General features: G+C 69.9%; 22 protein-coding genes and 1 pseudogene. 21 read left to right on the top strand and 2 right to left on the bottom strand.

Translation table 11 applies throughout. From position 1 onward, the window contains the following. Positions 1-182 precede the first annotated feature (182 nt). On the top strand, positions 183-611 hold the full coding sequence (locus ACVCL9_RS16135; protein ID WP_447099492.1) for a hypothetical protein: 429 nt from the start codon (positions 183-185) through the stop codon (positions 609-611). Positions 612-705: 94 nt separating this feature from the next. Beyond that, the gene (gene trhA, locus ACVCL9_RS16140; protein ID WP_447097379.1) at positions 706-1,374 is read left to right on the top strand and encodes a PAQR family membrane homeostasis protein TrhA; all 669 of its coding nucleotides are present in this window, start codon (positions 706-708) and stop codon (positions 1,372-1,374) included. A gap of 9 nt (positions 1,375-1,383) precedes the next feature. Here trhA and ACVCL9_RS16145 read toward each other — a convergent pair whose 3' ends face one another. Then, positions 1,384-1,866, bottom strand: coding sequence for a DUF456 domain-containing protein (locus tag ACVCL9_RS16145; RefSeq protein ID WP_447097378.1), 483 nt, complete (start codon positions 1,864-1,866; stop codon positions 1,384-1,386). A 198-nt stretch (positions 1,867-2,064) separates the two neighbouring features. After that, positions 2,065-2,841: a ferredoxin--NADP reductase gene (locus ACVCL9_RS16150; RefSeq protein ID WP_447097377.1), complete on the bottom strand. Its 777-nt coding sequence runs from the start codon at positions 2,839-2,841 to the stop codon at positions 2,065-2,067. A 409-nt stretch (positions 2,842-3,250) separates the two neighbouring features. On the opposite strand from ACVCL9_RS16150, the gene ACVCL9_RS16155 reads away from it, so the two are divergent. From ACVCL9_RS16155 to ACVCL9_RS16245, 19 genes and pseudogenes are all read left to right on the top strand, one after another. After that, complete coding sequence (locus ACVCL9_RS16155; protein ID WP_395116164.1) at positions 3,251-4,231, top strand: sigma 54-interacting transcriptional regulator; 981 nt, start codon at positions 3,251-3,253, stop codon at positions 4,229-4,231. 263 nt (positions 4,232-4,494) lie between these two features. Next, positions 4,495-5,940: a C2 family cysteine protease gene (locus ACVCL9_RS16160; protein WP_447097376.1), complete on the top strand. Its 1,446-nt coding sequence runs from the start codon at positions 4,495-4,497 to the stop codon at positions 5,938-5,940. A 243-nt stretch (positions 5,941-6,183) separates the two neighbouring features. Then, the gene (locus tag ACVCL9_RS16165) at positions 6,184-6,459 is read left to right on the top strand and encodes a hypothetical protein (protein WP_395116168.1); all 276 of its coding nucleotides are present in this window, start codon (positions 6,184-6,186) and stop codon (positions 6,457-6,459) included. A 37-nt stretch (positions 6,460-6,496) separates the two neighbouring features. Next, entirely contained in the window at positions 6,497-8,014 is a 1,518-nt protein-coding gene (locus ACVCL9_RS16170; protein WP_447097375.1) for a phage tail sheath family protein, read from the top strand. A 10-nt stretch (positions 8,015-8,024) separates the two neighbouring features. Next, positions 8,025-8,552, top strand: coding sequence for a phage tail protein (locus ACVCL9_RS16175; protein WP_447097374.1), 528 nt, complete (start codon positions 8,025-8,027; stop codon positions 8,550-8,552). Positions 8,553-8,557: 5 nt separating this feature from the next. Then, the gene (locus tag ACVCL9_RS16180) at positions 8,558-9,295 is read left to right on the top strand and encodes a T4 family baseplate hub assembly chaperone (protein ID WP_447097373.1); all 738 of its coding nucleotides are present in this window, start codon (positions 8,558-8,560) and stop codon (positions 9,293-9,295) included. Next, on the top strand, positions 9,292-10,038 hold the full coding sequence (locus ACVCL9_RS16185) for a hypothetical protein (protein ID WP_447097372.1): 747 nt from the start codon (positions 9,292-9,294) through the stop codon (positions 10,036-10,038). Before ACVCL9_RS16180 ends, ACVCL9_RS16185 begins: the two co-directional genes overlap by 4 nt. After that, positions 10,035-11,279: a DUF4255 domain-containing protein gene (locus ACVCL9_RS16190; RefSeq protein ID WP_447097371.1), complete on the top strand. Its 1,245-nt coding sequence runs from the start codon at positions 10,035-10,037 to the stop codon at positions 11,277-11,279. The genes ACVCL9_RS16185 and ACVCL9_RS16190 overlap by 4 nt, the downstream gene beginning before the upstream one ends. After that, complete coding sequence (locus tag ACVCL9_RS16195) at positions 11,276-13,426, top strand: ATP-binding protein (protein ID WP_447097370.1); 2,151 nt, start codon at positions 11,276-11,278, stop codon at positions 13,424-13,426. The genes ACVCL9_RS16190 and ACVCL9_RS16195 overlap by 4 nt, the downstream gene beginning before the upstream one ends. Further along, positions 13,423-13,710 (top strand): hypothetical protein, encoded by a 288-nt coding sequence (locus ACVCL9_RS16200; protein WP_447097369.1) that lies wholly within the window; start codon positions 13,423-13,425, stop codon positions 13,708-13,710. Before ACVCL9_RS16195 ends, ACVCL9_RS16200 begins: the two co-directional genes overlap by 4 nt. A 1-nt stretch (position 13,711) precedes the next feature. Further along, positions 13,712-14,533, top strand: a complete 822-nt coding sequence (locus ACVCL9_RS16205; RefSeq protein WP_447097368.1) for a hypothetical protein — start codon at positions 13,712-13,714, stop codon at positions 14,531-14,533. 13 nt (positions 14,534-14,546) lie between these two features. Next, on the top strand, positions 14,547-16,661 hold the full coding sequence (locus tag ACVCL9_RS16210) for an eCIS core domain-containing protein (protein WP_447097367.1): 2,115 nt from the start codon (positions 14,547-14,549) through the stop codon (positions 16,659-16,661). Between the two features lie 52 nt (positions 16,662-16,713). Continuing rightward, positions 16,714-17,370: a hypothetical protein gene (locus tag ACVCL9_RS16215; RefSeq protein WP_447097366.1), complete on the top strand. Its 657-nt coding sequence runs from the start codon at positions 16,714-16,716 to the stop codon at positions 17,368-17,370. A gap of 22 nt (positions 17,371-17,392) precedes the next feature. Continuing rightward, positions 17,393-17,476 (top strand): annotated as a pseudogene (locus ACVCL9_RS16220) (peptidoglycan-binding protein); the annotation flags it as partial. Positions 17,477-17,521: 45 nt separating this feature from the next. Beyond that, positions 17,522-18,007 carry a M15 family metallopeptidase gene (locus ACVCL9_RS16225; RefSeq protein WP_447099491.1) on the top strand — a complete coding sequence of 162 codons (486 nt, stop codon included), beginning with the start codon at positions 17,522-17,524 and terminating at the stop codon, positions 18,005-18,007. A 42-nt stretch (positions 18,008-18,049) separates the two neighbouring features. After that, the gene (locus ACVCL9_RS16230; protein WP_447097365.1) at positions 18,050-18,370 is read left to right on the top strand and encodes a LysM domain-containing protein; all 321 of its coding nucleotides are present in this window, start codon (positions 18,050-18,052) and stop codon (positions 18,368-18,370) included. Next, a complete protein-coding gene (locus ACVCL9_RS16235; protein WP_447097364.1) occupies positions 18,363-19,499 on the top strand; it encodes a hypothetical protein in 1,137 nt (378 codons plus the stop codon). The genes ACVCL9_RS16230 and ACVCL9_RS16235 overlap by 8 nt, the downstream gene beginning before the upstream one ends. Continuing rightward, complete coding sequence (locus ACVCL9_RS16240; protein ID WP_447097363.1) at positions 19,496-20,002, top strand: phage baseplate assembly protein V; 507 nt, start codon at positions 19,496-19,498, stop codon at positions 20,000-20,002. Before ACVCL9_RS16235 ends, ACVCL9_RS16240 begins: the two co-directional genes overlap by 4 nt. Before the next feature lie 11 nt (positions 20,003-20,013). Beyond that, complete coding sequence (locus ACVCL9_RS16245) at positions 20,014-20,337, top strand: hypothetical protein (protein WP_447097362.1); 324 nt, start codon at positions 20,014-20,016, stop codon at positions 20,335-20,337. Positions 20,338-20,339: the final 2 nt, after the last annotated feature.

A 20,339-nucleotide genomic window follows, 5' to 3' on the forward strand; every position in this document is an offset into this window, starting at 1 on the left:
GTGCTGTCGCGCCTGCAGCCTATGCCTGTTGCGCCGACGCGCGCAAGTGGACGGCTGGACGTCCATCTGCCGCCAGGCCTCGCGTACGGCGATCGGCGAACGACGCAGGTGGCATCGGGCGCAACCTCTGCGACAATCGTCCCGCGGCGACGGGCCGATTCCACGGGAGCCAAGACATGCGCATGAACATCTGGTGGGCCGCGGGTCTGCTGGCGGCGGCGTCGATGCTGTCGGTATCGACGGCGCGGGCGGGCGACATCTCGTGCAAGATGACGTTCCAGCTGTCCGGCTGGTCGGTGTTCTACAAGACTGCCAGGGGCACCGGCACGGTCCGTTGCAGCAACGGCCAGAGCCTGCAGGTGAAGCTGCGCGCCAAGGGCGGCGGGCTGACCTTCGGCAAGACGAAGATCACCGACGGCATCGGCAAGTTCACTGGCGTCAGCAACGTGCGCGACGTGCTGGGCCACTATGCCGAAGCGGTGGCGCACGCAGGCGCGGAGAAGTCGGCGGCGGCGCAGGTGCTGACCAAGGGCAATGTCTCGCTGGCGCTCAGCGGCAAGGGCGAGGGCTGGAACCTCGGCGTGGCGTTCGGCGCGTTCATCATCGAATAGCGACACCGCGCGTGCGACCCTGTGCCAAGGCATGCAGGGGCGCACGTGCGCGATCAAGGTGTGTCGGCGCACCCCGCGCCACCGGAGGTTTCCGATGTCCGCCACGTCCGGCGCAGTCATTCCCAGCTACAGCTTCGGCGATGAGCTGGCCAGCAGCATCATCCACGGGCTGGGCATCGTGCTCAGCATCGCCGGGCTGGCCACCCTGGTCGCGTTCGCGGCGCTGCACGGCAATGCAGTGGCGGTGGTCGCCTGCGCGGTGTTCGGCGCATCGCTGGTGCTGCTGTACACCGCCTCCACGCTCTACCACTCGATCCCCGCGGCGGGTGCCAAGCCCACCCTGCGCGCACTCGACCACATCGCGATCTACGTGCTGATCGCCGGCACCTACACGCCGTTTACCCTGATCGCCCTGCCGGCCACATGGGGCTGGAGCCTGTTCGCGGCGGTATGGGCGCTGGCGCTGGCCGGCAGCGCGCTGGAGCTGGGCCTGCTCAAGCGCTACCACAAGCTGGCGGTGCTGCTGTACGTGGGCATGGGCTGGATCGGGATGGTCGCGTTCAAGCCGCTCAGCGAACACCTGCAGGCCGGCGGCACCGCGCTGCTGGTGGCCGGCGGGCTGGCCTATACGCTGGGCGTGCCGTTCTACCTGTGGCGGCGGCTGCCGTTCCACCACGCGCTCTGGCACCTGTTCGTGCTGACCGGCAGCGTGCTGCATTTCCTTGCGGTGTTGCTGTACGTGATCCCCGGCCCGCAGCGCTGAGAGGCGTGTTCAGCCCAGCAGCATGGCCAGGCCGAACAGGCCGACCATCAGGAACGACAGCACCAGCTTGAGCAGCGTGCCGAACAGGAGCCCGAGCCAGGTACCCACGCCCACGTGGGTCGCGCGCAGCACGCTGTTGCCCGAGGACAACTCGCCCAGCAGCGCCCCCGCGAACGGCCCCAGGACCAGGCCGGGGATGCCGAAGAACATGCCCACCACGGTGCCGATGCCGGCGCCCCACAACGCGCGCCGGCTGGCGCCGACGCGCTTGGCGCCCAGCGCGCTGGCGACGAAATCGACGACCACCCCGACCGCGCCGATCGCGCCGATGGCCAGCAGCCACCACAGCCCGAGATGGCGGTAGCCATCCACCGCCGCCGCCAGCCAGATCCCGCCGAACACCATCGGAATGCCCGGCAGCACCGGCAACACCGAGCCGGCCAGACCGCCGAGCATCAGCAGGGCGGCGAGGATGTAGAGGGCGATTTCCATGGCGGGCTTCCGTTGGCGCGGTCACGCGGGAGTCACGGCCGCACGGCCATGGGGGTGGGGACACTATGGCATGCAACCGCGCGTCGTTCGCACCATTCGCGGCCGTGGCCGGTCATCGGCGAACTGCAGGAACGCACCGTGTGCGCGATGCTTGCTTTTACGTGACGACCAGGTTGCGCACAGGGTGCGCTCCCGCAGCTATTTCTCGACGAAGGCGCGTTCGACCACGTAATCGCCCGGCTCGCGCGTGCGCGGCGAAGCTTCGAAACCGCGGCCGTCGAGCAGGGTGCTGAGGTCGTCGAGCATGGCCGGGCTGCCGCACAGCATCACGCGGTCGGTTTCCGGGTTGAGCGGCGGCAGCCCGGTGGCCGCGCTCAGCGCGCCGTCGACGATCGCATCGGTGATGCGGCCGTGGTGGCGGAACGGCTCGCGCGTGACGGTGGGGTAGTAGATCAGCTTCTCGCGTACCAGCTCGCCCAGGTATTCGTGCTGCGGCAGCTCGTGCTCCAGGTAGTGCGCGTAGGCGAGATCGTCGATGCGGCGCACGCCGTGGGCCAGCACGATCCGGTCGAAGCGCTCGTAGGTGTGCGGGTCGCGAATGATGCTGAGGAACGGTGCCAGGCCGGTGCCGGTGCCGAGCAGGTACAGGTTGCGGCCGGGCTTGAGGTCGCCGAGCACCAGCGTGCCGGTGGGCTTGCGCGTGACGATCAGCGGGTCGCCGGGCTTGAGGTGCTGCAGGCGCGAGGTCAGCGGGCCGTCGGCGACCTTGATCGAGAAGAACTCCAGGTGTTCCTCCCAGCTGGCGCTGGCGATGGAATAGGCGCGCATCAGCGGGCGGGTTTCCGCCTCCAGGCCGATCATCACGAACTGGCCGCTGTCGAAGCGGAAGCCGGGGTCGCGGGTGGTGCGGAAGCTGAACAGCGTGTCGTTCCAGTGCTGCACGTCGATCACGTGCTCGGTTGCCATGGCCACCATCAGGGGGTTTCTCGTCCGGGTGATCGGCGGCGCAGGGCGCCGGCCGTCGGGTTGCAGGAGGTCGTGGCCGCGGCCATGCAGCGGGGCGCGAAGCGCGCGGCGGTCAACCTGCAAGGATACGCCAGCACCCCGGTGATCGCCGAATCGGATTCCGTGACGGGTTGCCGCATCCCCCGTGCGGGCATCGTGTATCAGGTGATCGTAGGTCGCCGCCTACATCCTTGGCCTCCCGCGGATGGCAGCAGACGCGTTCTTGAACTACAGCCGCCGGCTGCGCATACTGCGACCGTTGCTCCGATCCGGCGGCGCCAGGCCGGACGGGAAGGAAGCCAGGGGGATTCCTAGGCACGCCGATCACGGCGCGGCGGGGTTTTCTTGAGGTCGACTTCGGGAGCTGATGATGCCGATCATGATCGGCCAATCCCAGGCAATCGTCGCGGTGCGCGCGCAGTTGCAGCGCTTTGCCGCCTGCGACGTGCAGGTGCTGATCGAGGGCGAAACCGGCACCGGCAAGGAAGTCGCCGCGCGCGAAATCCACTACGCCAGCGCTCGCCGGGATTTTCCCTTCGTGCCGGTCAATTGCGGCGCCATCCCCGACAGCCTGATCGAGAGCGAACTGTTCGGCCATGGCCGCGGCGCCTTCACCGACGCCAAGGTGGCCCAGCCCGGCCTGGTCGACCATGCGCGCGGCGGCACCCTGTTCCTGGATGAGGTCGATGCGCTCTCGGCCAAGGGCCAGGTGACCTTGCTGCGCTTCCTGCAGGACAGCGAGTACCGCCCGGTCGGCGGCGGTGCCATGCGCACTTCGGATGCGCGCATCATCGCCGCCACCAACAGCTGCCTGGCACGGCAGGTGGAAGCCGGCCGCTTCCGGCGGGATCTGCAGTACCGGCTCAATGCGCTGTACCTGCAGTTGCCGCCGCTGCGCGAGCGCGAGGGAGACGTTGCCCTGTTGGCGCAGCATTTCCTGCACGCGGTGGCGATTCGCCTGCACGGCCCCTTCAAGCACTGGAGCGAGCCGGCGATGGCGGCGCTGCAGGCACATGCCTGGCCGGGCAACGTGCGCGAGCTGGACAACGTCGCGCTGCGTGCCTACATGTGCAGCGACGACGCCATCGTCGGCCTGACCGCGCTGGCCGCAGCAGATCCGGCCTTCATCGGTCCGCGACCGCAGCCGCGGCGGCGGGCTAACGAACCGGAGCTCGGCTTCCGCGTGGCCAAGACCCGTGCGATCCACCAGTTCGAGCACGACTACCTGGTGCAGCTGATGCAACGTGCCAGCGGCAACATCAGCGCCGCCGCGCGGCTGTCCGGCACCGAGCGTCGCCAGCTCGGCAAGCTGCTGGTCAAGCACGGCATCGGCATCAAGGCTTTCCGCACCCGCCAGTGAATTTCCGAGGCCGCCGCGGCCGCGGGTGCGCCGTTACCCATGGCGCGCGCGGAACGGGTCAGCACTGCCCCGGCATCGAGCCGCGGAATCGTTCGCGCCCACCTGCCGCGCCATTTTTCGTCCTCCGTTCCATGGCATGCCTGTTGCCAGTCCAGCGATGGACTGGCGCCGCGGGGAGGTGACGAATCCCGCCGAGCCGGCCCCGCGTCGCGATCGTGGCTTCCGGGCCGCGCAAGGCGCGCCACCTGGCCGGGGAGAACGAGATGGCAACGTCGAAAACCAGCAAGTCGAAAACCGCATCCAGCCGACCCCCTGCGCGGTCGGCATCGGCCCGTGCGCGCACCGCCGCGGCCAGCGGGGGACAAGGGCAGAACTGCGCGGTGATCAACCCCTACGCACTGGCCGAGCTGGTCGCCGGCCAGCCGATTCCGTGGAGCGAGGTTCCCGATGTGCCCCGCGTGCTGGAACAGGTGCTGGCCACGCCCTACGAGGAGCTGTTCGATCCCAAGTTCGGCGGCCCGCTCTACATCGGCATGGCACTGGACGCGAACCTCAAGCTGGTGCCGCAGCGCTCGCCGCTGCTCGACCTGCCACCGCGCGGCGAAGGCAACGACGCCACCGGCGGTGGCCTGGAGAGCGTCGACCAGTACGCCACGCTGGCCGCGCTGGCCAGGGCGGGCGCGCTGAAATCCATCCTGGATTGGCCGATCCTGTGCGCCGACCTGTCGCGCTTCGCGCGACTGCAAGTGGTGCTGCGATTGCCGCCGGCGCTGCGCGACTTGCAGCTGGGCAACGCGCTGTCCGCCGACGTGGTGCGTGCGATCACCGTCGACACCCATCTCGTCAAGCAACTGGCCGTCACTGGCTGGACGCCGCCGGGCGCGCACTGGGCCGCATCGGGCGACTTCTTCAACGAGACTGCCGAGTTCTTCGATCCGGTGCAGGGCGCCGTGGCCAATTGCTATTACATCGCGGCGCTGTCGGCGGTGGCCTGGGCCACGCCGTTCCGGCTGGCGCACCAGACCCGCGCCACCGGCCCCAGCCAGGCGCAGTTCAACGACCAGATCAGTTTCTGCGAGCCCGACTCCGGTGGCACCCTGGACCGCGCGATCCAGGTGACCGAAGCGGTGCCGTTGACCGCGGGCGGCTACCCGATCTACTGCCGCTCCAGCGAAAGCGGCGAGAGCTGGCCGGCCATCTACGAGAAGGCCTACGCCAAGCTCAAGACCGGCACCGCCACCGACATGCCCGACATCACCCAGACCGCCTGGGGCGATTGCGTGTGGGCCACCGCCCAACTCAACGGCGGCACGCGTCACTACTACAACACCGCCGACCACAGCGCCGACGAGCTGTGGCAACTGCTGCGCTCCAACTGCCTGTCGTATCGCACCTTCAATCCGATGACGGCGTGGACTTACTCGACCGGCGATGCGGCGCCCGACCATGTCGACTACGCCAGCGCCCATGTGGTGGGCTCGCACTGCTACACCGTGCTCGGCTGGGCGTACGCCCGGTGCCGGCGCTGGATCGTGCTGCGCAACCCCTGGGGCAACGCCGAGGCCACCGCCAGCGTGCTGGACGCCACCATCTCGATGTACGACGTGAGCTGGTGGCGGCCAATCACGCTGAAGACCACCGATGGCGTGTTCGCGATGGAGATCGGCGCGTTCAAGAAATACTTCGCCGGTTTCGGCACAGCCCATTGAACGCGCCGTGCCCGCCCTCCGCACCAGTCCGAAGCCTGCGCCGCGTCTGCCCCGTGGCAAGCGGCGCGGGAGAAGCAACCGGGCAAACCGGGTGCAATCGTTCGCGCTGCGCCTCGGGGCCGGGTCAGTCCTGACCCGGTCGCAGCGCCGCCGGCGGGGCCGCGGCCCGGCGCCATGCCGTTTTCACGCCGGCGGCCACTGGCACACTCGTTGCCAGAGTCGACGCAGATGCGGGATGTCGCCATGACCAAGCCCTCGACTAGCGGGTCCCCGGCAAGCGATGACGACGAGATTCGCCATTCGGTGCTGGCGTATCTGCAGGATCACCCGCGCGCGGCAGACACCTTGCGCGGCGTCGTCAACTGGTGGTTGCCGCAGCAGCGCTACGAGAACAGCCGCCAGCGCATCGAGCAGGTGCTGTCGGCGCTGGTGGCGGAGGGCCTGCTGCATCGCGACCGGCTCCCCGATGGCGAGGTGTTGTACGCGTTGAACGAGCACCGGCGACCGCCGCCGCATTGATCGCCACAGGGGTTTTCACTTTCGGAGGACCGATCCCATGCCATCTGCGCTCACCTATCCGGGCGTCTACATCGAGGAAATTCCCAGCGGCGTGCGCACCATCACGGGGGTGGCCACGTCGATCGCGGCGTTCGCCGGCTGGGCGCCGCGCGGGCCGACCGGGCGCGCCGCCCTGGTGCTCGGCTACGCCGACTTCGCGCGCCAGTTCGGCGGCATCGACAGCCGCAGCCTGCTCGACTACGCGGTCAACCAGTTCTTCGCCAACGGCGGCCAGCAGGCTTACATCGTGCGCCTGGTCGACGCCAGCGCGAAGGCGGCCAAGGTCACCCTCGACGGCAAGCTGCTGCTTGCCGCGAGCAGCGAAGGTCTCTGGGCCAACGACTTCGCCGTGGTCATCCGGAAGTCGAGCTTCGACGCCAGCCGGTTCCGCCTGAGCGTGGTGAACTGGCAGCTCGACCCTGCCGGCGTGGCGGTGGAGACGTTCGACAACCTGTCGATGAAGGCCGACGACGCCCGCTTCGTCACCAGCGTGCTGGCCGCGCAGTCCGCCTACGTCACGGCTGCGGTGCAGGGTGGAGCCACCGATCCGCCCGCGGATACCGCGGCCGGCAACATTCCCGACGGCGCGAAGCTGGCCGGCGGCGCCGACGGCACGGTGCTGGCGCCGAACGACCCCGCGTTCGAGACCGCGCTGCTGCCGCTGTCCGGCACCGGTGGTCTGTACCAGCTCGATCGCGTCGACCTGTTCAACCTGCTGTGCGTGCCCGGCGAAACCGGTACCGGCACGATCTCCGCCTTGCAGAAATTCTGCCGCGATCGCCGCGCGTTCCTGATCGCCGACAGCGCCGATGGCACCACCTTCGACACGCAGAAGGACGGCCCCGGCGACATCACCGGCGACGACGCGATCAACGCCGCGTTCTACTACCCGTGGATCATCGCCGCCGATCCGCTGCAGCAAAACCGGCCGCGCGCGTTCCCGCCCAGCGGCTTCGTGGCCGGCATCTACGCGCGCACCGACGCAGCGCGCGGCGTGTGGAAGGCGCCCGCCGGCAGCGAGGCCAGCGTGACCGGCGCGCTCGGCGTCGGCACCGTGCTCACCGATGGCGAGAACGGCGTGCTCAATCCGCGGGCGATCAACTGCATCCGCAACTTCCCGGTCTACGGCACCGTGGTGTGGGGCGCACGCACCCTGCAGGGCAACGACGAACGCGGCTCGGAGTGGAAGTACGTGCCGGTGCGGCGCACCGCACTGTTCATCGAGGAGAGCCTGTATCGCGGCACCCAGTGGGTGGTGTTCGAGCCGAACGACGAACCGCTGTGGTCGCAGATCCGCCTCAACGTGGGCGCCTTCATGCAGAACCTGTTCCGCCAGGGCGCGTTCCAGGGCAAGACGCCGAACGACGCGTACTTCGTGAAGTGCGACAAGGAAACCACCACGCAGAACGACATCAACCTCGGCATCGTCAACATCGTGGTCGGCTTCGCGCCGCTCAAGCCCGCCGAGTTCGTGGTCATCCAGCTGCAGCAGATGGCCGGCCAGATCCAGTCTTGAGGAAACCACCATGGCTCAGTTCAGCGTCAATGCGCAGCGCTTCGATCCGTACAAGAACTTCAAGTTCCGGGTGAAGTGGGATGGCCGCTACGTGGCCGGCATCAGCAAGGTGTCGGGCCTGAAGCGCACCACCGAGGTGGTCAAGCACCGCGAGGGCGGCGACCCCAGCAGTACGCGCAAGTCGCCGGGGCGCACCGAGTACGAGGCGATCACCATCGAGCGCGGCGTCACCCACGACACCGAGTTCGAGAAGTGGGCGAACAAGGTGTGGAACTTCGGCGCCGGGCTCGGCGCGGAAGTCTCGCTGAAGGACTTCCGCAAGGACCTGATCCTCGAGGTCTACAACGAGGCCGGCCAGCTCGCGCTCGCCTACAAGCTGTACCGCTGCTGGGTCTCGGAGTACCAGGCGATGCCCGACCTGGACGCGAACGCGAACGCGGTGGCGATCCAGCACCTGAAGCTGGAGAACGAGGGCTGGGAGCGCGACGTCGGTGTGTCGGAGCCGGCCGAGCCGAGCTTCACCGTACCCGCCGGCTGAGCGCCATGCACACGCCCACGCCCGCGCAGCTGCTGCAGGTCTGGGAACGCGGGGGCGAGCCGTCCGCCGCGGCACGCGGACTGTTGCTGCTTGGCTGCAGCTGCGACGACGAAGCTTCTGTCGATGCACTGGCGGCGATGCCGCTGGGTCGGCGCGACGCGCGGCTGCTCAAGTTGCGCGAGCGCCTGTTCGGCGCCGCGATCGACGCGGTGGCGGCGTGCCCGCAATGCGCGGCCACGGTCGAGGCGACGTTCCGCTGCGATGACCTGCGGCTGCCGGATGCGGACGCCGCCGCCTCCACGCTGGAGCACGCCGCGCACGGCATCCGCGTGCAGTTCCGCCTGCCCGACAGCCGCGACCTGCTGGCGCTGGAAAGCTGCGGCGATGGCGGGGCCGCGCGTGCGCTGCTGCTCGAACGTTGCGTGCTCGCCGTGCAGCATGGCGGCGAATCGCTTGAGCCTCGCGGTTTGCCGCACGAGCTGCAGGCACAGATCGCGCAGGCGATGGCGCAGGCCGATCCGCAAGCCGACCTGCAACTGGCCTTCCGCTGCCCGGACTGCGGCCACGAATGGCAGCCGCTGTTCGATATCGCGCGCTTCCTGTGGCAGGAGCTGCACGCCTGGGCGCTGCACATGCTGCGCGAGGTGGACACGCTGGCCGCCAGTTACCACTGGGCGGAGGCCGACATCCTCGCGCTGAGCCCCCGCCGCCGCCAGGCCTACCTGGAGCTGTGCGCGCCATGAGCGATTTTCTCGACCGGCTGGCGGCACGCGCGATCGGCAGCGGGGCGGCGCTGGCGCCACGGCTGCCGTCGCTGTTCGAACCGCTGCAGCGCGCGCCGGTCACGCCGCCGGCCGACGAGAGCGAGGCGCTCGCGCGCGCTCGCGAGGCGAGCCCGGCAGTGCCGCCAGTGCCGGATGTCGCACCGCCACCGCGCGCGCCGACCCATGCGCGCGAGTCGATCGAGCCACGTGCCGCCCGCGTCGCGCCGGTGGAGCACCCGGCGTTGCCGACGACGGCAGGCACCGCCGCCGATGTACCGCACGCGCCGATGCCGTCGCCACCGCGCGCGGCCTCGCCGGTGCGCGCCATCGGCGCCGAACAGGCCAGCACGCCGCCCACGCCGGAACGTCCGGCGGTCACTTCCTCGTTCGCCTTCCCGCGCCCGCCGCGCGTGGCGCGCACTCGCCGGGAAGCCGCATCGACGCCCGCACCGAACGGCGTCTTGCTGCCTGCACCAGCACCGGTGTTTGCCGCGACCGGTGCGACATCCACGCGATCCGAACGCGCCGTCGCCGCGCGGGCCGCCGCCGCGCGAGCCGAAGGCAAGGCCGATGCAGCGCGCGAGCCGGTGGTACACGTCAGCATCGGCCGGCTCGAAGTGCGCGCCACGCCGGCGGCTGCCGCGCCGCCGCGTCGTCGCGACGGCCCGCAGCCGGGCAGCCTCGACGACTACCTGCGCCAGCGCGGCAAGGCCTCGCCATGAGCAACGTGCTGGCCATCGCCGCGACCACGCGCACGCTGCGCAACCTGCTGCTGGCGCAGATGCCCGTGCTGGATGCGGAACTGAGCGACCTGGAGGTGACCCTGCAGCCGCCCGACGTGGCGCGCAAGGGGATCAGCAAGGCGCAGCTCAACCTGTTCCTGTACCAAGTGGTGGCCAACGCGGCCTGGCGCAACCTCGACCTGCCGGGGCAAGTGCGTCCCGGCGAGACCGCGCCGCCGCCGCTCGCGCTGAACCTGCATTACGTGATCACCGCCTGGGGCCGCGGCGAGAACGACAACGACGCGCTCAGCCACCGCGTGCTGGCCGCCGCGATGAGCACCCTGCACGACCGCGGCGTGCTCGACGGCAACGACATCCGCAACGCGCTGCCGGACAACGACCTGGCCGGCCAGATCGAGCGCGTGCGCGTCACCCCGCTGCCGCAGAGTGTGGACCAGCTGTCCCGGCTGTGGACCGCGTTCCAGACCAACTACCGCGCCTCGGCCGTCTACGAGGCGGCGGTGGTGCTGATCGACAGCCAGGCGGCGATGCGTGCGCCGCTGCCGGTGCTGCGGCGCGGCGCGCAGGACCGCGGCGTGATCGCCACCGCGTCCGCCGCCGCGGTGCTGGATGCGCTCGACTACCCGCGCCATCAGGCTGCCGTGCGCCTTGGCGAGGACATCGTGCTGAACGGGCGCCAGCTCGCGACGGATCACGCGCTGGCCCGCTTCAGCAGCCTGCGCCTGGACGCACCGATCGATATCGCGCCGCGACCCGGCGACGCGGCCGGCAGCTTGCGCGTGCATCTCGCCGACACCGCCGACGATGCCGATGCCGTCGCGCGCTGGACGCCGGGCATCTACACCGTGGCCCTGTTGGTGCAGTCGCCGGGACTGCCGCCGCTGCTCAGCAACGAGCTGCCGCTGGTGCTGGCGCCGCGCATCACGCTCGGCTCGCTCGCCGCCGCGGCCGGCGACTTCGCCTTGAACCTGACCTGCACCCCGCGCATCCGCGACGGCCAGCGCGTGTTCCTGCTGTTCGGCGATCGCCTGCTGGCGCCGGCCAGCCTCGGCAACCCGGCCGACACGCACCAGCCGACCGCACTGGTCTTCCAGCTCACCGGCGTGGCCGCGGGCAGGTACACCGTGCGCCTGCGCGTGGACGGCGCCGACAGCATCCCGGTCGACTTCAGCGGCAGCGTGCCCGCGTTCGCCGCGGACCAGCAGGTGGTCGTGTCATGAACGACTACGCGCCGTGGCTGGAAGCGAACGACCGCTACCTCGCCGGTGCGCTGGCCGAGCTGCGCGCGCGGCTGGAACGCGCCGCGCAGCGGCACGACACGCCGCCGGCCGCACCGGCGGCGGCCACCGCGCTGATGGAATCCGCGCCGGCGGTGAGCGCGCCGGCCGGGCCCAAGCATTCCTGGGTCGCGCGGATCTTCAGCGGCCAGCACGCACCGCCGCCGCTCGCAGCGGCGGCTGCCGACGAACCGCCCGCCGCCCGACCGCTCGTCGCCGCGGTGCCGGACGACGGCGTGGCCGCTGCCGCACCGGACGACGACGAGGGCGGCCACACCCCGGCGCTGGCCGTGCTCGCGAACCGCCTCGGCCTGTCCACGTTCGAGCGCGACGTGCTCCTGCTGTGCGTCGGCATGGAACTGGACACGCGTTTCCCCGCGCTGTGCGCGCAGGCCCAGCACGATCCGGCGCGGCCGTATCCCACCTTCGCGCTGGCCTTCGCCGTGCTCGATGCGCCGAGCTGGGACGCGCTGTCGCCGCAGCGGCCGTTGCGCTACTGGCGCCTGCTCGACATCCACCAGCCCGGTGCGCAGCCGCTGATCGGCGCGGCGCTGAGTGCCGACGAGCGCGTGGTGAATTTCGTCAAGGGCATGAACTACCTGGACGACCGGCTGACGCCGCTGCTCACCGCCTTGCCGCCGGCCACGCTGCCGCCGTCGCAGCAGGCGATCGCCGATCAGCTGCTGGACAGCCTGCACCACGTGCCGCCGGGCGAGCCGCTGCCGCTGGTGCAACTGCTCGGCAGCGACAGCGTCAGCAAGCAGGCGATCGCGCAGGCCATCGCCGCCGCGTTTGGCGCGCAGGCCTATCGCTTGTCGGCGGAGCTGCTGCCGGCCGCGGTCGCCGAACAGGAAACCCTGCTGCGGCTGTGGCAGCGCGAGAGCCAGCTGCTGCCGCTGGCGCTGTACCTCGACGCGGCCGAGGTCGAACACGGCGACGCCACTGCCGCATGGGTCAAGCGTTTCCTCGCGCGCACCGGCGGGCTCGCCTTCGTCGACGCGCGCGAGCCGTGGGCGGGTGCGGCCACGCAGGCGCTCAGCGTCGACGTGGCCAAGCCCACCGCCATCGAGCAACGTTCGCTGTGGCAGCGCCTGCTCGGCGACGCCGCCGGCGCGCAGCCGCAGCAGCTGGCCGGCCACTTCGATTTCAACCTGGGCAGGATCGAGCAGATCGCACACGCTGCGCTGGCAGCGGCCGAGGACAAGCCCGCCGCGCTGGCGCCGACGCTGTGGCAGGGCGCACTGGCGCATACGCGACCGGCATTGGATCAACTCGCCCAGCGGATCGAGCCGAAGGCCGGCTGGGACGACCTGAAACTGCCCGACAGCGAGAAGGCCCTGCTGCGCCAGATCGCCGACCAGGTTGCCCAGCGCACCACCGTCTACGACGACTGGGGTTTCCGCCAGCGGATGAATCGCGGGCTGTCGATCAGCGCGCTGTTCACCGGCGAGAGCGGCACCGGCAAGACCATGGCGGCGGAAGTGCTGGCGCAGGAACTCGGCCTGTCGCTGTACCGCATCGACCTGTCGGCGGTGGTCAGCAAGTACATCGGCGAGACCGAGAAGAACCTGCGCAAGCTGTTCGACGCGGCCGAGGGCGGCGGCGCGATCCTGTTCTTCGACGAGGCCGACGCGCTGTTCGGCAAGCGCAGCGAAGTGAAGGACAGCCACGACCGCTACGCCAACATCGAGGTGAACTACCTGCTGCAGCGGCTGGAGTCGTTCCGCGGGCTGGCGATCCTGGCCACCAACATGAAGGGCGCGCTGGACAGCGCGTTCCTGCGCCGGCTGCGCTTCGTCATCAACTTCCCGTTCCCCGGCACGGCCGAACGCCGCGCGATCTGGGCCTCGGTGTTCCCGGCGCAGGCGGCGGTGGGCGCGCTGGACTTCGACCGGCTGGCGCGGCTCGCACTCACCGGCGGCAGCATCCAGGGCATCGCGCTCAACGCGGCATTCATGGCGGCCAAGGCTGGCGTGTCGATCGGCATGCCGCTGCTGCTGGATGCCGTGCGCACCGAATACCGCAAGCTGGACAAGCCGATCAACGAAGCGGACTTCCGCTGGCTGGAAAGCGCCGGAGGCAAGCCGTGAGCATCGAGCTGCACATCGAGCGGCTGGTGCTGGACGAGGCGCTGCTCGGCGGCGAACGCGCGGGCAACGTGCGTGCCGCGCTCGAAGGCGAGCTGGCCCGCTTGCTGACGCGGCCAGGCGCGGTCGACGCGCTGCGCGGTCTCGGCGCCGTGGCCACGCTGCCGCCGGCGAGGCTGCCGACTGCCAGCGATCCGCACGAGCGCCTCGGCCCGCGCATCGCCACGGCGGTGCAGCACGGCCTCGGCATCACGCCCGCCGCGCGCGTCGCGGGCAAGGAGCATTGACATGAAAGCGATCCCCAAACCCCGTCCCGACGGCATCGTGCGTTTCGGCAAACGGAAGGCCAGACGCGACGACCGCAACCTGATGTTTGCCGCCTTGCTGAAGGCGCCGCCCGTGCTGCCGGCCGAGTACGACTTCGACGTCGTGCACCACGGCATCCCCACGCCGATGTTCGGCAACGACCAGTACGGCGACTGCGTGATCGCCGGCCGCGCGCACCAGACCCTGCGCTTCGAGAAGGCCGAACAGAACAAGCTGATCGCGATCAGCGACAAGGACGTGCTGCACGAATACTTCGGCGAAACCGGTGGAGCGGACAGCGGCCTGGTCGTGCTCGATTCGCTGAAGAAGTGGCGCAGCAAGGGCTGGCTCGCCGCGAAGCGGCGCTACAGGATCAAGGCCTTCGCGCAGATCGACCAGGGCAAGCGCAGCGAGGTCAAGCGCGCGGTGTTCATGGATATCGGCGTCGGCCTCGGCTTCAGCCTGCCCGACGCGGCGCTGACCCAGTTCTATGCCGGCAAGCCGTGGGCCGTGGTAAGCGGCAAGGCCGGCCAGCCGAACCCGCGCAACGGCCACTACGTCTACGTGCCCGGCTACACGAAGAGCGGCCCGGTCTGCGTCACCTGGGGCCGCAAGCAGCAGATGAGCTGGGCCTTCCTCGTCAAGTACTGCGACGAAGCCTACGCGGTCATCGACGCGATCGACACCGCGAAGAAGAAGCGCGGACTGGATGCGGGCAAGCTCGACGCCTTCCTCGCCGGGTTGCGCAAGACGAAGCGGGCGGCGAAGAGGGCGGCTGCGCGCACCGGAGGCGGACGTGGCTGAGCGCAGCGCCAGCATGGCGGCGGCGCAGGTGGCCCCGGCAACCGCCTTCGTGCTGCAGCGGAAGTGCGGCTGTGGCCGGCATGTGCCGGGCGGCGGAACGTGCGCCGAATGCGCCCGCAAGCGCCATCCCTTGCAACGCAAGGCCGGGCCATCCCTCGCGTCCGGCACCCAGGCACCGGACGCGGTGCTGGCCGTGTTGCGTTCGCCCGGAACGCCGCTCGATCCGGCCGCCCGCCAGTACATGGAGCCGCGGTTCGGCCGCGATTTCTCCGCGATACGCGTGCATGCCGACGACAGTGCGGCGGCTTCGGCCAGGGCCGTGGGCGCGCTGGCATACACCGTGGGGCAGCACATCGTGTTTGCCGAGGGGCAGCTCGCCCCGCGCTCCGCCGCGGGGCGCCGCCTGCTGGCGCACGAGCTGACGCATACCCTCCAGCAGGGCACGTCACCGGCGTCGTTGAGTCCCCGGCTCGCCGTCGGTGCGGTGGATTCGAGCGCCGAAATCGAGGCGGATCGCGTTGCCGACCGGGTGGTGACCGGTGCCGCCGTGCCAGCCGTACGCGCCGCGCCTTCCGCCGCCTTGCAGCGCCGGCCCGGACCGACGCTGGCCGACACGCCGGATGTCGCCGACGCCGAACCGGATTTCAAATCGCCGCAACTGCGAGGCGGTCGCGGGCGTGCTGCCAGCGTCGATGGCGGAAAGCGTGGCGACGACCAGGTCGTCATTCGCATCATCCGCTATCTGTGTGCCTGCGCCGGAAGCAACGTCACGCGCACGAGGGCATCCGCGCAGCTGACCCCGAATCCCGGCGTGACGCTGGAGATCTGCAGCGGCAAGGTCACCGCGCGGGTCACTGGCGACATCGTTCCCAAGACTCTCACGACGGGTACGGCGAAGGTCGGCGTGGACGTCAACGTCGCAGGCAACGTGAATGTCGGCGTGCAGGGGCAGGTGCAGAACACCGGCAAGGAACCGCAGGCCGGCGGTTCGGCGGATGTCCGCGTCAAGCTGCCGAACGGCGGCCAGATCGGCGGCAGCGGGGGAGTCCTGAAGGGAACGCAGTCGGGAAAACTGGACATACAGGCGGGGGCCGGCTACGAAACGCCGGGTGGCACCAGGATCGGCGTTCAAGTAACCGATACGCCGGGCGGCCCCTTCACGATCACCGGTGGCGTGGGCGGAAATCTTCCCGGCCAAACCGTCAGCGACCAGACCTGCCGCGAATGCCGCTGCCCGGTTTCCTACCAGTGCTACGAGGACATTCCACCGCGCGATGTCCAGGAGCCGGTCACCGTGGATGTCGTGCAGCGTGGCCGGTTGCGCTACTACTTCAGTCTGGACAGCGACCGCGACACGCTTGATCCGCAGTTGAAGGGAGAGTCGAAGCACACCCTCGATGAGGTAGCGCAGCAGGTCGCGGCGGGAAGCCAGGTCAATTCCATCAGTGGCTATGCCTCGCCGGAAGACAACCGCGAAAAGCCCGAGCCGAACCAGAAGCTCTCGCTGTCGCGCGCACGGCGCCTGCGCGACCTGCTGGCCCAACGGCTCGGCCCGCGCGTCCCGCTGCCGGCGCCGATGGCCGGTGGCGAACTGCTCGGTCGCGTGCCGACGATCGCGCCGGGCAGCAGCCTTGCCGACGCCCTGCGCGACGTGGGCTTCGGCGATGCGGAAGACGTCACCCAGTTCCTAGTCGGCGGCGACATCCCCAACCCCCGGCTTGCCGATCAGTTCCTTGGCCTGCTCGATCGCGTCACCGACCCGGGTGAGCGGTTGAAGCTGTTCGGCGTGGCCGCCGATTCACCGGCGGCACCGAAGCTGCTGGCCGCGATCGAACAATTCCGCAGGAACCGGGGCCGGGGGCGTCGCCCATGGGAAGGCATCTTCGGCTACCTGCGCTACGCGACGGTCGAACTCGACACCACGCACAAGGAACAACGCATGGAGCAGCACCGGACCAGTGGCTCGCTCACCCCCATGAACGAGGCGGCCTGCAAGCCCCATTCGCGCCAGGCGGAGGACGCGGGCAAGTTCGGCCCGGCCGAGAGGGAGCCGGACAGGAATGCCGATTGTCCCCTGGGCGAACCACGCAACCAGCCGGAGACCGCAAAGCAATGCAACTACGACTGACTCTGCATGGGCCGGGCCGGCTGGACCGCTTGCCTGGCTGCGGCGGCCAGCCATGAGCACCTTCCCCGGCTCCCCGCGCATTCTCAAGGGCGGCATCGTGCTGATCGACGCGGCCAGCTCGGCGGTGCTGCGGGTGATAGCGCTGCAGTACAACCCCGATTCGCTCACGCGCTCGCTGCAGGTGCAGGCGGTCAGCGCGGATGGCGGCGATCGTTCCGAGGTGCTGCGCCTGAAGGGGCCGCCGGTGGAGACGCTGAAGCTGGAGGCGGAGATCGACGCCACCGACCAGCTGGAATTTCCGGAGCAGAACGGCGGGGTCGCCGAGTCCGGCATCTTCGCCCAGCTGGCGGCACTGGAAACCATGGTCTACCCGCGCAGCGGGCAACTGCGCGCGAACGATGTGCTGGCGCAGATCGGCACGCTGGAGATCGTGCCGATGGAGACGCCGCTGGCGCTGTTCGTGTGGAGCAAGTCGCGCATCCTGCCGGTGCGCGTCACCGAGTTCGGCGTCACCGAGGAAGCGTTCGACGCCGCGCTGAACCCGATCCGCGCCAAGGTCAGCCTGGGCTTGCGCGTGCTGTCGGTGAACGACGTGCCCTCCGGGCACAAGGCCGCCAGCCTGTTCATGAGCTACCTGCAGCAGAAGGAGCGCCTGGCCGGCGGCGCGGGCGGCCAGCTGTCCGCGCTCGGCTTGAGCGGCGTGCCGTGAATACCCCGCGAACACATCGGAGAGCGACATGCGTATCGAGGAAATGATTGCCGCCGTACAGCAGGCCCTCGGCGTGGAGGTGGACGGCAAGGCCGGCCCGCAGACCTGGGGCGCGATCTACGCGCGGCTGGTGGACAAGAAGATCGATCAGATGAAGCCGGCCGAAGCCGTTTCGCCGGTGGACGATCGCAGCGAGAAGGTGATCGCCACGCTGCTGCCGCAGGTACGCCCGATTGCGCGCGCCCTGGTGCAGAAGGCGGCTGCTGCGGGCATCAGCATCCGCGTGATCAGCGGCTTGCGCAGCTACGAGGAGCAGGCGGCGTTGTATGCGCAGGGGCGCACGGCGCCGGGGAAGAAGGTGACCAACGCCCGCGCCGGCTACTCCAACCACAACTTCGGCATCGCCTTCGACATCGGCGTGTTCGAGGGCAACCGCTACCTGCCGGAGTCGCCGAAGTACAAGGCCGTCGGCGCGCTGGGCATGGACCTGGGCCTGGAGTGGGGCGGCAACTGGAAAACCATCGTCGACCAGCCGCACTTCCAGTTGCGACCCGCCTGGGCGGCGGACGAAAGCGAACAGCAGATGCTGGCCGAGCTGCGATCCCGGAGGGATCGCGGCGAGGCGGTGTACGCCTGACGGAACCGGGTCGATCGACACGCCCGCGACGGAGAAGCCTCCATGACCTCGAATTTCCCGCCCACCAGCCGCTACGCGCTGACGCCCACGACCAGCCTCGTGCGCGCCGACGGCAGCATGGTGACGTACCTGAAGCGCCGCTTCGTGCCGCCGCCGGAAAGCCTCGCCCTGCTGCAGTGGCATCGCGTGGTGCAGGGCGAGCGGCTGGACAACATCGCGGCGAAGTACCTGGGCGATCCCGAACAGTTCTGGCGGCTGTGCGACGCGAACCGCGCGCTGCGCCCGGACGAGCTGACCGGGACGATCGGGAAAGAGCTGCGCATCACCTTGCCCGAAGGCATCCCGGGGGTGCCGCATGCTTGAAGGCGTGCACCTGACGCTGTTGGTCGGCCCGGTGGTGCCGGTGCCGGTGCCGCAGCTCGTGCTGGATGCGCTCACCCGGGTCGAGGTGAACGCGCCGGACGAGGCGGCCGGTGCGTTCACCCTGCAGTTCACGCTGAGCGTGCAGTCGCCGCTGCACACGCTGTTCCTGCTCTCGGGTGGCGGCGTGGTGCCGCTGCTGCGGGTGATCGTGGTGGTCACCGTGAACGGCATGCCGCAGGTGCTGATCGACGGCGTGGTGACCCGCACCGAAGTGGTGCCCGGCGCGGACCAGCGCCACACCACCTTGCAGGTCACCGGCGACGACCTCACCACGGTGATGACCAAGCTCGAATTCTCCGGCCTGCCCGGGGTGCCGTACCCGGCGATGCCGGCCGAGGCGATCGTGGCGCTGCTGCTGGCGAAATACGCCTTCCTCGGCATCGTGCCGCTGGTGATCCCCAGCATCGCGATGGACGTGCCGATCCCGACCAACCGCATCCCGACCCAGCAGGGCAGCGACCTGGAGTACATCCGCCTGCTGGCCGAGCGCGTGGGCTACGTGTTCTATCTCGATCCCGGTCCGGCGCCGGGCATGAGCATCGCGTACTGGGGGCCCAAGGTGAAGGTGGGCGTGCCGCAGCCGGCGCTGAACGCGGACATGGACGCGGCCAGCAACGTCGACGAGCTGAGCTTCAGCTACAACGGCAACGCGCGGCAGTTGCCGGTCGTCTACATCCAGAACGAGCAGACCAAGGTGCCGCTGCCGATTCCGATCCCGGATGTCGGCCCGCTGAATCCGCCGCTGGGGCTGGTCGATCCGCCGCCGCAGCAGTTCCGACCGCTGGACGAGACCGCGAAGTATTCGCCGCAGCGCGCGATGCTGCTGGGCATGGCCGAGGCGGCAAAATCGGCCGACACCGTCACCGGCCGTGGCAGCCTCGACGTGGTGCGTTACGGCCGCGTGCTGAAGTCGCGCCAGCTGGTCGGCGTGCGCGGCGTGGGGCCCGCATTCGACGGCCTGCACTACGTCAGCCAGGTGCGTCACACGATCAGGCGCGGCGAGTACAAGCAGAGCTTCGAGCTGTCGCGCAAGGGACTGGTCTCCGCCGTGCCGCTGGTGCTGCCATGAACAAGTTCTTCGGCAAGTACCGCGGCACCGTGATCCAGAACGTGGACCCGGAACAGCGCGGCCGCATCCAGGCGATGGTGCCGGACGTGTCCGGGCTGATCCCGTCGAGCTGGGCGATGCCGTGCGTGCCGATCGCCGGCAAGCAGAGCGGCGTGTACGTGGTGCCGCAGATCGGCGCCGGCGTGTGGATCGAGTTCGAACAGGGCGATCCGGATTATCCGGTATGGGTCGGCGGCTTCTGGGGCAGCGCGGCGGAAGTGCCCGCGCTGGCCTTGGCCGGCAATCCGGCCAGCCCGAGCGTGGTGCTGCAGTCGGGTCTGCAGAACACCATCTCGATCAGCGACGTGCCGGGGCCGGCCGGCGGCATCCTGATCAAGAGCGTCACCGGCGCGATGATCATGGTCAACGAGGTCGGCATCACGATCTCCAACGGCCAGGGCGCCACCATCGTGCTCGCGGGGCCGACGGTGACGGTGAACAACGGCGCATTGGTTGTGACCTAGGGAGATGCGCGATGCCGGGCTTCCTCATCCATGTCGGCGCCAGCGTGCTCTGCTCGCACGGCGGCCAGGCGCAGGCCACCGCACCGAATCCGCGCGTCACCGTCAGCGGCCAGCCCAGCGTGACGATGCCGGCGCCGTGGCTGGTTGCCGGCTGCGCGCTGCCGCCACCACCGGCGGCGAACGGGCCATGCGTCAGCGCGCAGTTCGTCACCGCCGCCACCCGTGTCGCTTCCAACGGACAGCCGCTGCTGCTCATCGACAGCCAGGCGATCTGCGCGCCGACCGGCACGCCGCTGCTGATCGTCGCCAGCCAGACGCGCGTCACCGCGATGTGAGG

Source organism: Rhodanobacter sp. UC4438_H5, from assembly GCF_052978405.1.

What these genes read in the sequence shown, in the direction of transcription:
- ACVCL9_RS16210 (WP_447097367.1), top strand. Translation starts at nt 14,547, where the DNA reads ATGGCGGCGGCGCAGGTGGCCCCGGCAACCGCCTTCGTGCTGCAGCGG.
- ACVCL9_RS16155 (WP_395116164.1), top strand. Translation starts at nt 3,251, where the DNA reads ATGATCGGCCAATCCCAGGCAATCGTCGCGGTGCGCGCGCAGTTGCAG.
- ACVCL9_RS16170 (WP_447097375.1), top strand. Translation starts at nt 6,497, where the DNA reads ATGCCATCTGCGCTCACCTATCCGGGCGTCTACATCGAGGAAATTCCC.
- ACVCL9_RS16175 (WP_447097374.1), top strand. Translation starts at nt 8,025, where the DNA reads ATGGCTCAGTTCAGCGTCAATGCGCAGCGCTTCGATCCGTACAAGAAC.
- ACVCL9_RS16215 (WP_447097366.1), top strand. Translation starts at nt 16,714, where the DNA reads ATGAGCACCTTCCCCGGCTCCCCGCGCATTCTCAAGGGCGGCATCGTG.
- ACVCL9_RS16235 (WP_447097364.1), top strand. Translation starts at nt 18,363, where the DNA reads ATGCTTGAAGGCGTGCACCTGACGCTGTTGGTCGGCCCGGTGGTGCCG.
- ACVCL9_RS16240 (WP_447097363.1), top strand. Translation starts at nt 19,496, where the DNA reads ATGAACAAGTTCTTCGGCAAGTACCGCGGCACCGTGATCCAGAACGTG.
- ACVCL9_RS16205 (WP_447097368.1), top strand. Translation starts at nt 13,712, where the DNA reads ATGAAAGCGATCCCCAAACCCCGTCCCGACGGCATCGTGCGTTTCGGC.
- trhA (WP_447097379.1), top strand. Translation starts at nt 706, where the DNA reads ATGTCCGCCACGTCCGGCGCAGTCATTCCCAGCTACAGCTTCGGCGAT.
- ACVCL9_RS16225 (WP_447099491.1), top strand. Translation starts at nt 17,522, where the DNA reads ATGAAGCCGGCCGAAGCCGTTTCGCCGGTGGACGATCGCAGCGAGAAG.
- ACVCL9_RS16145 (WP_447097378.1), bottom strand. Translation starts at nt 1,866, where the DNA reads ATGGAAATCGCCCTCTACATCCTCGCCGCCCTGCTGATGCTCGGCGGT.
- ACVCL9_RS16230 (WP_447097365.1), top strand. Translation starts at nt 18,050, where the DNA reads ATGACCTCGAATTTCCCGCCCACCAGCCGCTACGCGCTGACGCCCACG.
- ACVCL9_RS16160 (WP_447097376.1), top strand. Translation starts at nt 4,495, where the DNA reads ATGGCAACGTCGAAAACCAGCAAGTCGAAAACCGCATCCAGCCGACCC.
- ACVCL9_RS16190 (WP_447097371.1), top strand. Translation starts at nt 10,035, where the DNA reads ATGAGCAACGTGCTGGCCATCGCCGCGACCACGCGCACGCTGCGCAAC.
- ACVCL9_RS16185 (WP_447097372.1), top strand. Translation starts at nt 9,292, where the DNA reads ATGAGCGATTTTCTCGACCGGCTGGCGGCACGCGCGATCGGCAGCGGG.
- ACVCL9_RS16195 (WP_447097370.1), top strand. Translation starts at nt 11,276, where the DNA reads ATGAACGACTACGCGCCGTGGCTGGAAGCGAACGACCGCTACCTCGCC.
- ACVCL9_RS16180 (WP_447097373.1), top strand. Translation starts at nt 8,558, where the DNA reads ATGCACACGCCCACGCCCGCGCAGCTGCTGCAGGTCTGGGAACGCGGG.
- ACVCL9_RS16150 (WP_447097377.1), bottom strand. Translation starts at nt 2,841, where the DNA reads ATGGTGGCCATGGCAACCGAGCACGTGATCGACGTGCAGCACTGGAAC.
- ACVCL9_RS16135 (WP_447099492.1), top strand. Translation starts at nt 183, where the DNA reads ATGAACATCTGGTGGGCCGCGGGTCTGCTGGCGGCGGCGTCGATGCTG.
- ACVCL9_RS16245 (WP_447097362.1), top strand. Translation starts at nt 20,014, where the DNA reads ATGCCGGGCTTCCTCATCCATGTCGGCGCCAGCGTGCTCTGCTCGCAC.
- ACVCL9_RS16165 (WP_395116168.1), top strand. Translation starts at nt 6,184, where the DNA reads ATGACCAAGCCCTCGACTAGCGGGTCCCCGGCAAGCGATGACGACGAG.